14 protein-coding genes are annotated in these 15,123 nt (G+C 64.6%); 7 read left to right on the top strand and 7 right to left on the bottom strand.

The annotated features are described in order from the left end of the window. Positions 1-98: 98 nt before the first annotated feature. Positions 99-1,007, bottom strand: a complete 909-nt coding sequence (locus GA0004734_RS14280; protein ID WP_092934710.1) for a metallophosphoesterase family protein — start codon at positions 1,005-1,007, stop codon at positions 99-101. A 79-nt stretch (positions 1,008-1,086) separates the two neighbouring features. Continuing rightward, positions 1,087-2,073 carry a glutathione S-transferase family protein gene (locus GA0004734_RS14275; protein WP_092934708.1) on the bottom strand — a complete coding sequence of 329 codons (987 nt, stop codon included), beginning with the start codon at positions 2,071-2,073 and terminating at the stop codon, positions 1,087-1,089. A gap of 273 nt (positions 2,074-2,346) precedes the next feature. On the opposite strand from GA0004734_RS14275, the gene GA0004734_RS14270 reads away from it, so the two are divergent. Both GA0004734_RS14270 and GA0004734_RS14265 read left to right on the top strand, forming a co-directional pair. Beyond that, entirely contained in the window at positions 2,347-2,847 is a 501-nt protein-coding gene (locus tag GA0004734_RS14270) for a GNAT family N-acetyltransferase (protein ID WP_092936316.1), read from the top strand. A gap of 103 nt (positions 2,848-2,950) precedes the next feature. Then, positions 2,951-3,817, top strand: coding sequence for an alpha/beta fold hydrolase (locus GA0004734_RS14265; RefSeq protein ID WP_092934706.1), 867 nt, complete (start codon positions 2,951-2,953; stop codon positions 3,815-3,817). Here GA0004734_RS14265 and GA0004734_RS14260 read toward each other — a convergent pair. From GA0004734_RS14260 to GA0004734_RS14245, 4 genes are read right to left on the bottom strand one after another with little or no spacing between them, the layout of a single operon-like run. Then, positions 3,814-5,895: a hypothetical protein gene (locus GA0004734_RS14260; protein ID WP_092934704.1), complete on the bottom strand. Its 2,082-nt coding sequence runs from the start codon at positions 5,893-5,895 to the stop codon at positions 3,814-3,816. The two genes, GA0004734_RS14265 and GA0004734_RS14260, sit on opposite strands and share 4 nt — an antisense overlap. 10 nt (positions 5,896-5,905) lie before the next feature. Further along, positions 5,906-8,773 (bottom strand): DUF4159 domain-containing protein, encoded by a 2,868-nt coding sequence (locus tag GA0004734_RS14255; RefSeq protein WP_092934702.1) that lies wholly within the window; start codon positions 8,771-8,773, stop codon positions 5,906-5,908. Then, positions 8,770-9,693 carry a DUF58 domain-containing protein gene (locus tag GA0004734_RS14250; RefSeq protein WP_175386373.1) on the bottom strand — a complete coding sequence of 308 codons (924 nt, stop codon included), beginning with the start codon at positions 9,691-9,693 and terminating at the stop codon, positions 8,770-8,772. Before GA0004734_RS14250 ends, GA0004734_RS14255 begins: the two co-directional genes overlap by 4 nt. Positions 9,694-9,697: 4 nt before the next feature. Beyond that, positions 9,698-10,711 (bottom strand): AAA family ATPase, encoded by a 1,014-nt coding sequence (locus GA0004734_RS14245; RefSeq protein WP_092934700.1) that lies wholly within the window; start codon positions 10,709-10,711, stop codon positions 9,698-9,700. Between the two features lie 209 nt (positions 10,712-10,920). On the opposite strand from GA0004734_RS14245, the gene GA0004734_RS14240 reads away from it, so the two are divergent. The 3 genes from GA0004734_RS14240 to GA0004734_RS14230 are packed head-to-tail and all read left to right on the top strand — an operon-like array spanning position 10,921 to position 13,491. Then, on the top strand, positions 10,921-11,556 hold the full coding sequence (locus GA0004734_RS14240; protein WP_092936314.1) for a DUF1285 domain-containing protein: 636 nt from the start codon (positions 10,921-10,923) through the stop codon (positions 11,554-11,556). Positions 11,557-11,581: 25 nt separating this feature from the next. Continuing rightward, the gene (locus GA0004734_RS14235) at positions 11,582-12,223 is read left to right on the top strand and encodes a CoA pyrophosphatase (protein WP_092934698.1); all 642 of its coding nucleotides are present in this window, start codon (positions 11,582-11,584) and stop codon (positions 12,221-12,223) included. Continuing rightward, positions 12,220-13,491, top strand: coding sequence for a CCA tRNA nucleotidyltransferase (locus GA0004734_RS14230; RefSeq protein ID WP_092934696.1), 1,272 nt, complete (start codon positions 12,220-12,222; stop codon positions 13,489-13,491). The genes GA0004734_RS14235 and GA0004734_RS14230 overlap by 4 nt, the downstream gene beginning before the upstream one ends. Before the next feature lie 56 nt (positions 13,492-13,547). Here GA0004734_RS14230 and GA0004734_RS14225 read toward each other — a convergent pair whose 3' ends face one another. Beyond that, positions 13,548-13,733, bottom strand: a complete 186-nt coding sequence (locus GA0004734_RS14225; protein ID WP_092934694.1) for a DUF1059 domain-containing protein — start codon at positions 13,731-13,733, stop codon at positions 13,548-13,550. A gap of 190 nt (positions 13,734-13,923) precedes the next feature. Here GA0004734_RS14225 and GA0004734_RS14220 point away from each other — a divergent pair, with 190 nt between their 5' ends. Both GA0004734_RS14220 and GA0004734_RS14215 read left to right on the top strand, forming a co-directional pair. Continuing rightward, a complete protein-coding gene (locus tag GA0004734_RS14220; RefSeq protein WP_092934692.1) occupies positions 13,924-14,403 on the top strand; it encodes a DUF4168 domain-containing protein in 480 nt (159 codons plus the stop codon). A gap of 138 nt (positions 14,404-14,541) precedes the next feature. Beyond that, a complete protein-coding gene (locus tag GA0004734_RS14215; protein ID WP_092934691.1) occupies positions 14,542-15,087 on the top strand; it encodes an adenine phosphoribosyltransferase in 546 nt (181 codons plus the stop codon). Positions 15,088-15,123: the final 36 nt, after the last annotated feature.

Genomic DNA, 15,123 nt, shown 5'->3' with positions numbered 1-15,123 from the left:
ACCATCGGCTGCCGCTTCGCAAGCCGAGGCATGGTTCTATCACGGTTTTTTGCCGATCACGATGTGGTGGCGCGGTGGTGGTTTCCGTTTTTGCGCGCTCAGGCGAGGAAACGCGTGGTTTCCGCCAGGTGCACGCCTTGTCCGATCTCGTTCAACTCGAAGCGCTCCCGCAGCAGTTTCCAGTTGCCAGGGCTTCCCGATATCGAGAAGAGGTTGAACCCGGCAGGGGGCTTGGAGCCGCCGAGGCCCTGCGATGCCGAGGCGATGCCGACGACGGGCACGGGCATCTTCTGGCCGCGCAAGGAGTAGACCGTGTTGAGATGGGTATGCCCATGGAGCACGAGCTCCGCGCCGCCTGCCGAGATGGTGGCGCCGAAGCGGCGGATACCGATCATGCGCTTATGGGTGGGCGTCGCACCGCGGATCGGCGGATGGTGGATCATGACGACGCGGAAGAGGCCGGCCTCTCCGGCGGCCCGCAGCAGGTTGACCGTCTCGCGGGCCTGACGGCGGCCGAAATAGCCGCTGGCGGCGAAGGGCGGCGTGGCAAGGGCCGTGGAACAGCCGATGATCGCGACATTGCCGCGAACGCGCATATAGGGGTAGCAGTGGAAGTCCTCGTTCCACACCGCGGGCGCATCTTCGCCCCGCATGAAGGGATACCAGGCCTTCGTCGCCTTCTCATAGGCGCCCGGCACATAGGCGTCGTGATTGCCGGGGATCACCGAGATATTGCGCGGCTCGCCGGCATCCGTCAGCCATGCTCTTACCGTCTCGATCTCCCGAGAGGAGGCGAGGTTGACCATGTCGCCGGTGATGGCGAGATGATCCGGGTCGATCCGGTCGATCGCATCCATCAGCGTGTTCAGCGTATCCCCCACCATATGGCTGCGCCGGTTGCGATGCCAGTTGATGAAACCGGTGATGCGTTTCGAGGCGAGTTCGCGAAGGGACAGGCTGGGGAGGGGACCGAGATGGATGTCGGAGATATGCGCTAGTTTGAACATGGGTTCTACCTAGCGCATATCCTCGCAAAAGCTAACCGCCGCGGCACGCTTTTGCCACGATCTTGAACGGCACAGGCAATCAGCCCGCTGTCAGGTGTTCCCGGCCATGCGGGCTGTCGAGGTCGAGGCGGGGACCTTCCGGCACAATGCCGGTCGGGTTGATGGTGTTGTGGCTCTCGTAATAGTGATGCTTGATGTGGTGCATATTCACCGTGCCGGCGACACCGGGGGTCTGGTAGAGGTCCTTCAGGTAGCCCTGCAGGTTGGGATAGTCGGCTATGCGGCGGATGTTGCATTTGAAGTGGCCGACATAGACCGGATCGAACCGCACCAGTGTCGTAAACAACCGCCAGTCGGCCTCGGTCACGCGATCGCCGAGGAGATAGCGCCGGATCGACAGCCGCTCTTCGAGATCATCGAGCGTTTCGAAGATCGCCTCGACGCTTTCCGCATAGGCGTCCTGTGTGGTGGCGAAGCCGGCCTTGTAGACGCCGTTGTTGACGGTGTCGTAGATGCGGGCGTTAAGCCCATCGATCTCGCTGCGCAGGTCGGTCGGGTAGAGGTCGAGCGTCGATCCGGTCAGCCCGTCGAAGGCGGCGTTGAGCATGCGGATGATGTCGGCGGATTCGTTGGAGACAAGCTTGTTCTGCGTCTTGTCCCACAGGACGGGAACGGTGACGCGGCCGGAGTATTTCGGATCGGCACGGACGTAGATTTCGGACAGCGCCTTTGCGCCGAAGAGATGATCCCGCGTATCCCCCGGACCGTCCTTGAACTCCCAGCCCTTCGACAGCATGAGGTAATCGACGACGGAGACCGAGATCAGGTCCTTGAGACCCTTCAGCGTCCGGAAGATCAGCGTGCGATGGGCCCAGGGACAGGCAAGCGAGACATAGAGGTGGTAGCGTCCGGCTTCGGCCTTGAAGCCGGCTTCGCCCGTCGGACCCGCACGGCCATCTGCCGTCACCCAGTTGCGGAACTGCGATTCGGAGCGCTTGAAATGCCCCTTGGTCGCTGCGGTATCGTACCAGACGTCGTGCCAGATGCCCTCGACCAGCATGCCCATGGATCGGTTTCCTCGTTGTCGTTTCCCGTGTCTTCGATGTCACACAAGATAGGAGACCGGCAATGTCCGGACAGGCATGTCGCGGTGAACGATGCGTTTTCACTTGGTGATGCATTTTTTTTCTGCTATCGGCGCACCAGCTTTTTCTCGAAAGACGTGAACATGCATTTTGCAGGAAACCCTCGACGACGCTGATGACCATGCTTTCGGGCATGCGCGGTCGCGCGTTGCCGTTCCCCATGTTTCGTTCGCCAATCGGGTTTCCCTATGTTCATGCACAAGCACGACCTCGTCTATCTGACGGAAGATGCCTCCCACACCGCCGCTATCGAACTGATCAATGAGGAAGCCTTCGGCCCCGGCCGGTTTGCGCGCGCGGCCGCTCGCATCCGCGAACAGGGGCCGCATGATCGCTCTCTGTCCTTCATCTGCGCCGACGATGGCGAAACGATCGGTTCCGTTCGGATGACGCCGGTCTTTGCCGGTCCTGTCTGCGCCCATCTGCTGGGGCCGCTGGCCGTGCGGCCTTCCCACAAGAACAGGGGAATCGGGCGGGAACTGGTGCGGATCGCCGTGGAGGCCGCCCGGCGGAAGGGCTCGGAGGCCGTGATCCTCGTCGGCGACGCCGCCTATTATCAGCCGCTCGGCTTCGAGCCGGTCGCCCGCGGCGCGCTGGCGTTTCCCGGCCCGGTCGATATGGCGAGGGTTCTGGTGGTGCCGATCGGCGCCGACATCCATGCGCGGCTTGCCGGCGACATCCGCTGGCGCGGCTGATCGCGCCAATTGTCGGGCTTCACGTAAGCGTTCCTCAACACCGTACGGGTAGTCTCGCGGTGTATCCGGACGCTACGCCGGACGAAGCCAAGGTTGCGTGCTCATGTCCGGTCTCAAGGGTCTCGTGCTCGCGTTCATTGTCTTTGCGCTCGGCTACCTCGGAGTAGCGGGCGACGAGCGGTGGTACCGCTTCAATCCGCCGCCGCCGCTGCCGCGCGCCGATGAAAGCGGCTTTGCCGCCGTCAACGGGATCCGCATGTATTATGCGGTCTACGGCAAGGGGAAGGGATCACCGATCCTGCTCATCCATGGCGGTATGGGAAGCGCCGATGTCTGGGGTTTCCAGGTGCCGCTCCTTGCGAAGACCCACGAGGTCATCATTGCCGACAGCCGGGGGCATGGCCATTCCACCCGAACGAATGCCCCCTTCACCTATCATCTCATGGCCGAGGACTACATCGCCCTGCTCGATGCGTTGAAGATCGAGCGAACGGCGCTCGTCGGCTGGAGCGATGGCGGCATCATCGGGCTCGACATCGCCCTGCATCATCCTGAACGGCTGACGAAACTCTTCGCGCAGGCCGCCAACGTCTCGCCGGACGGCCTTCTTCCCCAACCGCGTTTCTCGCTGCACCAGTCTGATGGCAATCGTGACGAGACGGATTATCGCCGTCTCTCCTCGACGCCCGACGACTATCCGGTATTTCGTGACGCCATAGCCAAGCTCTGGGAGACCGAGCCTCATTACACCGAAGCCGACCTGAAGAGTATCCGCGTGCCCACCCTGATCGCTCTCGGGGATCATGACGAAGCGGTTAGCCGTACGCATTCCGAATATATCGCCCGCACGATTCCCGGTGCCCGGTTCCTTCTGCTCAAGGATGTCGGCCACAAGGCGATCTATCAGGACCCGGCAGGCTATGCCGCCGCCGTACTTGCTTTCATCGACGGCACAAGTCCCAAGAGCTAGCGGCCTTCGCGATACCAGGTGCTGGAGAGCACGAGGAGCAGCGCCGCAAGGCCGAGGAAGCCGGCGAAGAGCGGGAGAGAGTTGACGCCCTTCAGAACGGTTTCATCCGTCATGCGCAGCGACATCCGATTGGCATCGGCGACGCGGACCGGACCCCGAACGGGCAGGATGGCGGGGAGGTCGATGGTGCCGGAGGCATCGGCCACGCGGTGGACGATCCCCTTCGTCTTCTCCGCCAAAGGCGACAGTGTATCCTCCGTCGAGACCGTCGCCTTGAACTCCGGCGCGTCCACGCTGCCGACATGGACGAGCGTCGTCAGGTCGCCATTGGCCACCTCGAACAGGCCGGTTTCGCCGGTGCGCACATCCGCGCGGTAAAGCCCGGGCTCGCGCTCGGTCAAGGCAACGTCCTGCGTTTCGCCCGAGGGCAGAGTGAGGCGCGCGGGGCCGGGATCGCCGGCAATGGTCTGGCGGGTGAGTTCCAGCGTCCGGCCGCTGGCGCGCGCGGTCAGGGCTTCCTCTTCCAAGGCGGGTTCCTGCATCAGCCAATGGGCCATGCGGCGGTAGAGCGAGACGCTCGGACCACCGCCCTCGAAGCCGCGTGCCCAGAGCCAGCCCTGATCGGACAGGAGCATGGCGACGCGGCCCTTGCCAACCCGGTTCAGCACCAGCAGGGGCTTGTTGTCGGCGCCCTGCATGATCGTCTGTCCTTCCGGCGGATCGACATCGACGGTGCGGAACCAGCGGCCCCAATGTGGCGGTTCGCTGTTTGCGCCCTCGAGCCCGCGTGTCACGGGATGCTTCCGGCCCTCGTTGGTCAATCGCGGAAAGAAGGCTTTGTCGTTCATCTGCCCGGTCGGACTCGCGGGAAGGACGGCGGAGAGGGGCGTGGTGGCGATCGAGTCGGCACCCGCATGTTCCGGGCCGGCGGCGATCAGCAGAGCGCCGCCGTTTTCGACATATTGCGCGATGTTGTCGTAATAGATGATCGGCAGCACGCCGCGATGCTGGTAGCGGTCGAAGATGATCAGGTCGAACTCGTTGATCTTCTCGATGAACAGTTCGCGCGTGGGGAAGGCAATCAACGACAGTTCGTTGATCGGCGTGCCATCCTGTTTTTCCGGTGGGCGCAGAATGGTGAAATGTACGAGATCGACCGATGCGTCGGACTTGAGCAGGTTGCGCCAGGCGCGCTCGCCGGAGTGTGGTTCGCCGGAGACGAGGAGCACGCGCAGGTTCTCGCGGATGCCGTCGAGCACGTGAACCGCGCGATTGTTCGCCTCGGTGACTTCGCCGGCCAGCGGCGCCACGGCGAACTCCAGAATATTGTTACCGCCGCGTGGCACGGTGAAGCTGAACGGGATGTCGGTTCCCGGCTCCGCCTGCTGCGTGGCGATCTGCTGGCCGTTCAGGCTGACGGTGACCTCGGCGGCGCCGACAGGTGTCCGCCCGTCGTCGATGACGCGGAAGGTGACAGCCTGCTCCTCGCCGACGATGCCAAAGCGAGGCCCGCTGATGACCTCGATGCGGCGGTCGTATTCATCGGGTTGGCCCGTGATGAGCCCGTGGACCGGTGCATCGAAGCCGAGTGGCTGGTTGATGTCGGGTACGTCGTGGATCTGCCCGTCGGTAATGAAGATGGCGCCGCCGACACGGGCCGGCGGCACGTCGGACAGCGCGTTCGAGAGAGCCGAGAACAGGCGCGTCGATGGCGTCTCCGTTTCGGCATCGTCGGCGGCTTCCACGATGCGCGGCTCGATCTGCGGGAAGCGCGCAAGGCGTTCCTTCAGGGTTGCGAGAGCCTGATCGGTCATGGCGCGCCGGCTGGCCGCACCCTGTCCCACATCCTGGCTCTGGCTGCGATCGACCACCACGGCGACGATGGTGGACAGCGGCTCGCGTTCTTCCTGAAAGAACACCGGATTGGCCAACGCAAGGCAAAGCGCGGCCAGCGCTAGCGCGCGGAGCACGGCGCCGCGAACGCCGCGCCATAGCGACAGCGCGACCAGAAGGGCAGCGACGATCGACAAGGCGATCAGCGCGGCCTGGGGAACGAGGGGCGAAAATTCGATGGTCATTGATGGGCCTTCACTGGCCGAGCCGTTCGAGCAGCGCCGGGATATGCACCTGATCGGCCTTGTAGTTGCCGGTGAGCATATACATCATGATGTTGACGCCCGAACGGAACGCGTATTCGCGCTGCATCTCGTCCGGTGGCACCGTTGGCAGCAGCGGCGCGCCATTGTCGTCGGTCGCCCATGCGCCCGCCAGATCATTGCCCGTGATCATGATCGGCGACACCCCGTCGCCCGAGCGGGCAGGGCGTTCCGATTGTTCGCTTGTGCTTTGCGGCTGCGCTTCGATCCACAAAGGACTGCCGGTATAGCGGCCGGGGAAGGACGTGAGCAGGTAGAATGACTTGGTCAGCACATTGTCGGTCGGCACGGGTTCGAGCGGGGGAATGTCGAGATCCGCCAGAATAGCCTGCAAGCGCTCGGTGTTCGGGCTCGTGCCGGAGGCGGCCGACAGGGAGGAGAGCTGATCGCGCGTGTCGAAGAGCACTGTACCGCCGGCGCGCATATAGGCGTCGATCCGGCTGATGGCGGCAGGGCTCGGTATTTCGGCACTGGCGGAAATCGGCCAGTAGATCAGCGAGTAGAACGACAACTCGTCCTTGGAGATATCCAGACCGACAGGCGCGCCGGGCTCCAGCGTCGTGCGGTAGGTCAGGAACTCGGTGAGGCCGGCGAGCCCGCGCTCGGAGATACGATCGACCTCGCTTTCTCCGGTGACGACATAGGCCAGGTGCGTGTTGTCGAGATGACCGAGGATTTCGTCGTCGCCGGGACGGGTATCGTCGAAGGGACCTTGCGCGGGCGCTGCCGGCGCCTGCGGGGCGGTTTGCGCCTGTGCATGTGCCGCCTGTGGCGAGAGCGCGTTCACGCCAAGAGCAGTGAAACCGAGGGCCAGCATGGCGGTTGCCGTGCGTAGGCGATTGTTACGCGCGAACGTGCCGGCCATGAAGAGAACGATCAGCGTGTCCACCAACAGCAGAACCAGAGCGGCAGTAAAGAGGGCGGGTTTCATCGACCAGGCCTCGCTGCCGATCAGGGCTTCGCTCGTGTAGGGCATCGGCAGATCCGTGCTTTCGATCGGACGCAGGGTCGCATCCCGGGGCAGGAGATTAAGCGCGACGAAGCCTTCCTCGGAGCCGTAGAGGCCGGGAGGATGCTCCCCATCGGCCACGGGCGTGACGCCGGCCGCGATCTCCAGCGGACGCGCGCCGCCGGTTTCGGTCACGAGGGTGCCGTCGGCATTCATCAAGCGGTAGGGTGGCAGGGCCTGCGCCGCAGCGCTGCCTTCGCTGGTCACGCCGCCGCTGCGCGACAGCTGCACGACGCGGCGCAGCATCTCCACGAAATCGCCGGAGATCGGCAGGTTCGACCATGTCGCCTCGGCGCTGACATGGAAGAGAACGATGCGGCCGGCGCCGAGCGTGCGCGTGGTGACGAGCGGCGTGCCGTCGGCAAGGCTGGCCCAGGTCCGCTGCGAGAGGTCGGCCGTGGGCTCGGCCAGCACCTGCCGGTTGACGGTAATGCCTTCCGGGCGCGGCATGCCGGCAAATGGGCTGGTGGCAGGGTAGGGCGCGAGCGGCTGTGGTTCCGACCAAGAGAGGGTGCCGCCAAGCGCGCGTTCGCCCTGGCGCAGGCGCACCGGCACCAGCGGGTCATCGGCCGGAGCGGCTGCAAGACGTGGCCCGGCGAAGCGCACCAGCGTGCCGCCGTTCTGGATCCAGCGCGTCATGGCCGGCGTCGTATCCTCCGGCAGCCGGCCGATATCGGCCATGATGACCATCGATGGCTTCTGCTCGAGAAGCTGCGGCAGCGCGATTGCGAGGTCGGTCTCCGTCGGCTGGACGAGATCGGCATAGGGCGCCAGCGCGCGATTGATGTAGTAAAGCGGCGACAGGAGCGGCTGGGACTGGTCGCGCGCCTCACCGGAGAGAAGCGCCACGCGGCGGCGGCGGAAGCCGTCATCCAGCAGATAGGTGCTGCCCGCGGTGGCAAGGCCATCGATACCGATGCGGGCGAAATCGTTGCGCAGTTCGAAAGGCGCCGTCAGTGTACCGGAGGCAGTGGCTTCACCCGCTGGAAAGATGATGCTGCCGTTCGAGATGGCCCTGCCGCGCGTGTCGAAGGCGGTGAGCGCCACGGTGCGGGGGGCAGCACTCTGAAGCCGCGTCGCGGTGATCCGCATGGCATCTGCCTCGTTGACGGCGCCGGTCAGCGCGATTGCATCCCCGCCGTCACCCTCAATCAGCCGCAGGCTTTGCGGGGACAAGGTCGCAAGATCGCGCATGACCGTGTCGTCGCCCGAAGCAATGCCGTCGCTGATGAAGGCGAGCGTGCCAGGGCGCGTGCCGTCAAGCCCGGTGCGCAGGGCCGCGACGGCCTCTGCACGGTTCGGGCGCAGCGGACGTGGAGCAGCGGCGGCCAGACGCGTGCGAGCGGCCGTGGCTGTGCCGGGAACGCCGTCATTCTCCGGGTCTGCGGAAAAGACGATGGACACCGGAACGTCGGCGGCTTCGGCTTCTGTGATCAGCGCATCGGCTGTGCGCACGCGGCGTTCCCAGTCGTTTGCCGTCGCCCAGCCATTGTCGATGACAAGCGCCAGCGGCCCCGAAGACGACAGCGTGCCGGCTCTCGGGTTAACAACCGGATCGGCGATGGCGAGGATGATCAGCGCCGCCATCAACATCCGCAAGGCCGTCAGCCACCACGGGCTTTTCGACGGCGTTTCTTCGCGCTTCAGGACGCTGGCGAGAATGCGCAGCGGTGGGAAGACCTCGGTGACGGGTTTGGGTGGTGTCAGCCGCAGCAGCCACCAGATCGCAGGCAGCGCGACCAGCGCTGCGAGCATCAACGGGCTGGAGAAGACGAAGGGCAGGAAGCTCATAGCTGGCCCCCATGCGTGGCGCGTCCGGGCATGCCGGACAGGTGCATGTGAACGGAAACGAGAGCTTCGGAAGCGAGATGGTCTGTGCGGTGGGGAATGAAGGTCCAACCCATGTGGCGCAGGCCTTCGCCCAGACTATCACGCCGCGCGAAGTAGGCGCGGCGATAATCCTCGGCCAATATTTCGGCGCGGCCGGCGGTCAGCTTCTCACCCGTTTCCGGATCGGTGAATTCGGTGCGTCCGGCATAGGGGAACGTTTCCTCGGCCGGGTCGGCGACTTCGATGACGTGACCGCGCATGCCTCGCCGGCCAAGCGGACCGAGGCGTTCCATGATGGCGGGGGCGGGATCGAGGAAGTCGCCGATCAGCACGAGATCGCTCCAGCCACGGATCATGCCGGTCGCCGGCAGTCCGGCAGACAGGTTGCTGTGCATCAGCGCTGTCGCCAGACGTTCGGCGGCATTGCGCGCAGAGACCGGTTCCATCACGCCGGGGCAGCCGATGCGCTCGCCCGAGCGGGCGAGGATTTCGGCCAGCGCCAGCATGAGCACCAACGCGCGGCTTTCCTTCGACACCGCGCCGAAGCGGGACTTGTACATCATCGACGGCGACAGGTCGGCCCAGAGCCAGATCGTGTGGGCGGCCTCCCATTCCCTGTCGCGGACATAGGTGTGGTCATCGCGGGCGGAGCGGCGCCAGTCGATGCGCGACAGGCTCTCGCCATCCGAATAGGGCCGGAACTGCCAAAAGTTCTCGCCGATGCCGCGACGGCGGCGGCCGTGCCAGCCGGAAATGACGGTGTTGGCGATGCGGCGGGCTTCGACCATGCAGTCCGGCACCAGCGCGGCTCGGCTCTGGGCGCGTGCGAGGACCTCGCCGGAGGGCGTGCGATCGACGATGTGCCCGACGGCGTTCACCATCCGGTCAGGCCTTAAGGGTCTTGACGAGGCCGGCGATGACGTCGCGCACCGACATGCCTTCCGCACGGGCGGCAAATGTCAGCGCCATACGGTGCTGCAGAACGGGTTCCGCCAGCGCTGCGATATCGTCGACCGAGGGTGCGAGGCGACCATCGTAGAGCGCGCGGGCGCGGGCGGTCAGCATCAGCGACTGGCCGGCGCGGGGGCCTGGACCCCAGGCGACATGGCGATCCGTTTCGGCGTTGCCGTGGCCCGGGCGGGCGGAGCGGACGAGCGTCAGGATCGCATCGACCACGGTTTCGCTCACCGGCATCTGCCGGATGAGGTTCTGGATGCCCATGAGCTGCGGCGCATCCAGCACCGCCTTGACGCTGCTCTCCTGCGTTCCGGTGGTCTCCAGCAGGATGCGGCGTTCGGCGGCAAGCTCCGGGTAATCGACATCCACCTGCATCAGGAACCGGTCGAGCTGGGCTTCCGGCAGCGGGTAGGTGCCTTCCTGTTCCAGCGGGTTCTGGGTGGCGAGCACGTGGAACGGGCGCGGCAGGTCGTTGCGTTGCCCGGCGACGGTCACGTGATATTCCTGCATGGCCTGCAGTAGAGCGGACTGGGTGCGCGGGCTCGCACGGTTGATCTCGTCGGCCATCAGCAACTGGGTGAAAATCGGGCCGGGCACGAAGCGGAACGAGCGGCGTCCCGTCTCGTCCTGATCCATCACTTCGGAACCGAGAATATCGGACGGCATCAAATCGGGGGTGAACTGCACGCGGTTGCTGTCGAGACCGAGTACAGTGCCGAGCGTCGTCACGAGCTTGGTCTTCGCAAGGCCGGGCACGCCCACGAGCAGTGCATGGCCGCCGGAGAGAACGGCGAGCAATGTCTGCTCGACCACGCTTTCCTGGCCGAAGATGACCTTGCCGACTTCCGTGCGGATGACGGCGATGTCGGCCAAAGCCTTTTCGGCAGCGGCCACGATCGCCTTATCGTCGAGCGCGGCGTCCGCCGTGTTCATCAGTCCCATCGCTTAACTCTCCGCTCGCCCGGCGCCCTCGATGACCCTGATCCGAACGGGAATTCGAATCGCATCCGCGCCTGTTCCGTGTTCCATTTCAAACTAGCTATCACCTTCAGGCTGACAAGCCACGCAAGGCGCACTATCTCGTGAAGCTCATTCTGATAGAACGCAAGATCACTTTATGCCGCACGATCACGGGCAAACGGGACGGAACGATGGCAGCTGCGAAAACGGATGACAAAAGCGATGCTGCCGGTCTTGCAGCCATGATCGCCCGCGCGGCGGGACAGGCCGTTACCGTAGAGGGGGCCGCGCCGCGCGGCGTACCGCCCGTGGAACGCTGGAACCCGCCCTTCTGCGGCGATCTCGATATGGAAATCCGTGCCGACGGAACCTGGTTCTACATGGGGACGCCCATCGGCCGGCCGGCGCTGGTGCGCCTGTTCTCCACCGTTCTGCGCAAGGACGAGGACGGCAAGACCTATCTGGTGACGCCGGTGGAGAAAGTCGGTATCCGCGTGGTGGATGCGCCTTTCCTCGCGGTGGAAATGACGGTGACGCATCGAGATGGCGCGCCTGTGCTGTCGTTTCGGACCAATGTCGGCGATGTCGTGGAAGCCGGCTTAGAGCATCCCCTGCGTTTCGAGATCGCCGGCGAGCATGCCGAGATGAAGCCTTACCTGCATGTGCGGGGCCGGCTGGAGGCGCTGGTGTCGCGGGCGGTGATGTACGATCTGGCGGCGCTTGGCGAGGAGATCGAGATCGATGGCGTGCCCACCTTCGCCGTGCGCTCCGGTGGTTCCGTATTCTCGATGATGCCGGCGGAAACGCTGGCGGCCCTGGCCGAATGATCGCGGGCTGGACGATGACGCTCTCATGACGGACGCTATCAACACTGATTTCTCCGCGGCGGCATTCCGGAGTCGCGCGGTTTCGCAGACCGGCGGGCCGATCGATCTCGCCTGGCGGGATCACGCCGACATCCTGCTCAATCCCGATGTCGTGCCTTACATCGAGACTCTGTCGCTGAAGGACGCCGCCGTGCTGGTACCCGTGGTGGACGACGGTGCCGATGCGCGGGTGATCTTCACGGAGCGGACGGCGACGCTGCGCAAGCATTCCGGGCAGATTGCCTTTCCCGGCGGTTCCGTCGATCCCGAAGACCGCTCGGTCGAGGACGCGGCGCTCCGGGAAACCGAGGAGGAGATCGGCCTCCATCGTGCGTTCATCGAGCCCGTCGCGCGGTTGCCGCATTACATGGCGCTCTCGGGCTTTCGGATCACGCCGGTGCTGGGCATCGTTCGTCCCGGCTACACGCTGTCCCTGAACCCGGCGGAGGTCGCATCGTCTTTCGAGGTGCCGCTGTCCTTTCTGATGAACCCTGATAACCACACCGTCGACAGCGGGATGTGGAAAGGCTCGACGCGCCATTATTACGCCATGCCCTATGAGGGACATCGGATCTGGGGCATCACGGCCGGCATCGTCCGGATGCTGTATGAAAGGCTTTACGCATGACACCTGCCGCACTCTCCGTCACGGATCAGCCCTGGTTTCAGGCGCCGGCGCTTCGCCGCGTCTTCGACCTCTTGAATGCGGATGGCGGGGAGGTTCGCGTCGTTGGCGGTGCGGTGCGCAACGCGCTCATGGGTGCCGCGGTCAGCGAGGTGGATCTGGCGACGACGCTGACGCCGGATGTGGTGACGGCGCGGGCGAAGGCGGCCGGTATCAAGGTCGTGCCGACGGGGATCGCGCATGGCACCGTGACGCTGGTGGTGGACGGCGCGCCCTTCGAGGTTACCACGCTGCGCCGCGACGTTTCGACCGATGGCCGGCACGCCGAAGTCGCATTCGGGACCGATTGGGCCGTGGACGCGGCCCGGCGCGACCTGACGATGAACGCGCTCTACGCGACCGCATCCGGCGAGGTGGTCGATCTCGTTGACGGTGTCGCCGATATCGAACGGGGCATGGTGCGCTTCATCGGGCCGGCGGCCGAGCGGGTGGCGGAAGACTATCTGCGCATCCTCCGCTTCTTCCGGTTCTTCGCCTGGTACGGCGCCTTCCGGCCGGATGCGGATGGCTTGCGGGCCTCGGCACAGGCAAAATCGAAGCTTTCAACGCTCTCGGCGGAGCGGATCTGGGCGGAGCTGAAGAAGCTTCTGTCCGCGAAGGATCCCGGTCGGGCGTTGTTGTGGATGCGGACCTCCGGGGTGCTCACCGAAATCCTGCCGGAGAGCGAGAAATGGGGCATCGACGCCATCCCCGGTCTCGTGGCGACCGAGCAAGCCCTTGGGTGGCCAGTCGATCCATTGCTGCGGCTGGCGGCCATGGTTCCTCCAGACACCGGCAGGCTGGAGGCGATGGCTACGCGCCTGCGTTTCTCCAAAGCAGAAGGCGCTGCCATGCAGGCTTTTGCTTTGGCAGGGTCGATCAAGGATAGCATGGCTGAGGCTGCGCTCGACCGGGTCCTGTATCGGCAAGGTGCGGGCGGCGTGGTGTTCCGTCTGAAGCTGGCGCTTGCTTCCGCACGCCAGAAGGCGGAAGGCGACGGCGATGCGATGGCAATGGTCGGACGTCTCGGGCGGTTGCTCGACCGGGCAATGGCCTGGCGAAAGCCGGTGTTTCCCGTCAGCGGCAGTGATTTGATTGCGGCCGGCATCTCGCCGGGTCCAGCCATGGGGGCAACGCTGGCGGAGCTCGAAGAAGCCTGGATCACCTCCGGTTTTCACGAAAGCCGGGAAAACCTGCTTGCGCGGGTGACAGACGCGCCCACGGCGCGCTGAGCTCGGACACGAACGAAAGCCGCAGGCCGGATACCTGCGGCTTTCGTCCCATTCGTTCAGGCCGCTTTCGTTTCATCCGCTATCCGCGACTTGATGTTGTCGATCATCGTCTCGCGGATCACATCTTCACCATGAGCCTGTCGCAAGTGCTCTACCGTGCGCCTCACGATTTCAGCGTCGTTATCGGCCCGGGTATGCCAGTCGCATCCCGGCACCAGCGCGCCACATTCAAACAGTCTCATCTCTTCCTCCTCTGTTTCCTCCTGCCGCTTAACCTCTTGGATAGCGGCTGAGGCAAACCCACGAGATGGACGGATGGTTCCAGAAATCGGCTTCTCGTCACATTCTCGCCGGGTGGACAAGTCAGAAGGGGCGCGGGCTGAGAAACGCAACGGAAGCGCATTGCTTCCCGGAAACACGGAAGGACACTTCATGAACAACCGCCCTACGACGCTCCGTACCAAGGCTGCCTCCACCCCCGTCGCATCGTTGACGGCTGCACTCCTCGGTATCCTTGTCGTCCAGTCGCCGGCCTTCGCGCAGGGTGCGGCCGAGCCGCAGGCGACCCAACCGCGCACGCCACAGGCCGGAGCCTCTCAGGTTCCAGCACCTCAGGCTCAGATTCCCCAAGCGGCGCTCACCGACGAGAAGCTGAAGGCCTTTGCCGTCGCCTATCTTCAGGTCGATAAGGTGCGGCAGGATTATACCCAGAAGATCGGCACCACCACCGATGCGGCGGCCAAGCAGAAGCTGCAGAACGAGGCCAACCAGCAGATGATCAAGGCCGTGGAGACCTCACCCGGCATGTCGTTGAACGACTACAAGACGATCATTACCGCTGCGCAATCCGACCCGACCGTCGCGCGCAAGGTGCAGGAAAACCTGCAGAAGAACCCCTCTGCAGCCGATTGATCGACACCATTGACGGTCCGGCGGACGGCCGGACCGCTTCCTTGCGGGATGCCGTTTTCGCGAAAAATGCTGTAGGGCCGGGAGGGGTCCGGTGCTAAAGGTTGGCGGTAACAGACCTTTGCGAGGCCTTCCGTTTTCATGACGTCTTCCCTACAGAGCGAGCTTGCCGCCGCCATCCGCACCATCGAGAATTATCCGAAGCCCGGCATTCTCTTTCGCGACATCACCACACTTCTCGGCAATCCCCGGGCGTTTCGTCGTTCGATCGACGAACTCGTTCACCCCTATGCCGGGACCAAGATCGACAAGGTCGCCGGCATCGAGGCGCGCGGCTTCATCCTCGGCGGCGCCGTGGCCCACCAGCTGTCTTCGGGGTTCGTGCCCATCCGCAAGAAGGGCAAGCTGCCGCACGATACGGTGCGCATCGCCTATAGCCTCGAATATGGCGTGGACGAGATGGAGATGCACCGCGACGCCATCACGCCGGGGGAGAAGGTCATCGTCATCGACGACCTGATCGCCACGGGCGGCACGGCGGAAGGGGCCTGCAAGCTCCTGAAACAGATGGGCGCCGATATCGTCGCCGCCTGCTTCGTCATCGACCTTCCCGATCTCGGCGGCCGCAAAAAGCTCGAGGCCCTGGGCGTCGAGGTGCGCACGCTGGTCGAATTTTCAGGTCATTGAACAAAACGGCCTCAGGCACGTCCGAAGAGGAGATGT

Origin of the sequence: Rhizobium sp. 9140 (assembly GCF_900067135.1) — a bacterium.
Lineage (GTDB): Bacteria > Pseudomonadota > Alphaproteobacteria > Rhizobiales > Rhizobiaceae > Ferranicluibacter.
Note: the sequence above shows the minus strand (reverse complement) of the source record. Positions and strands in the feature narration are given on the sequence as shown.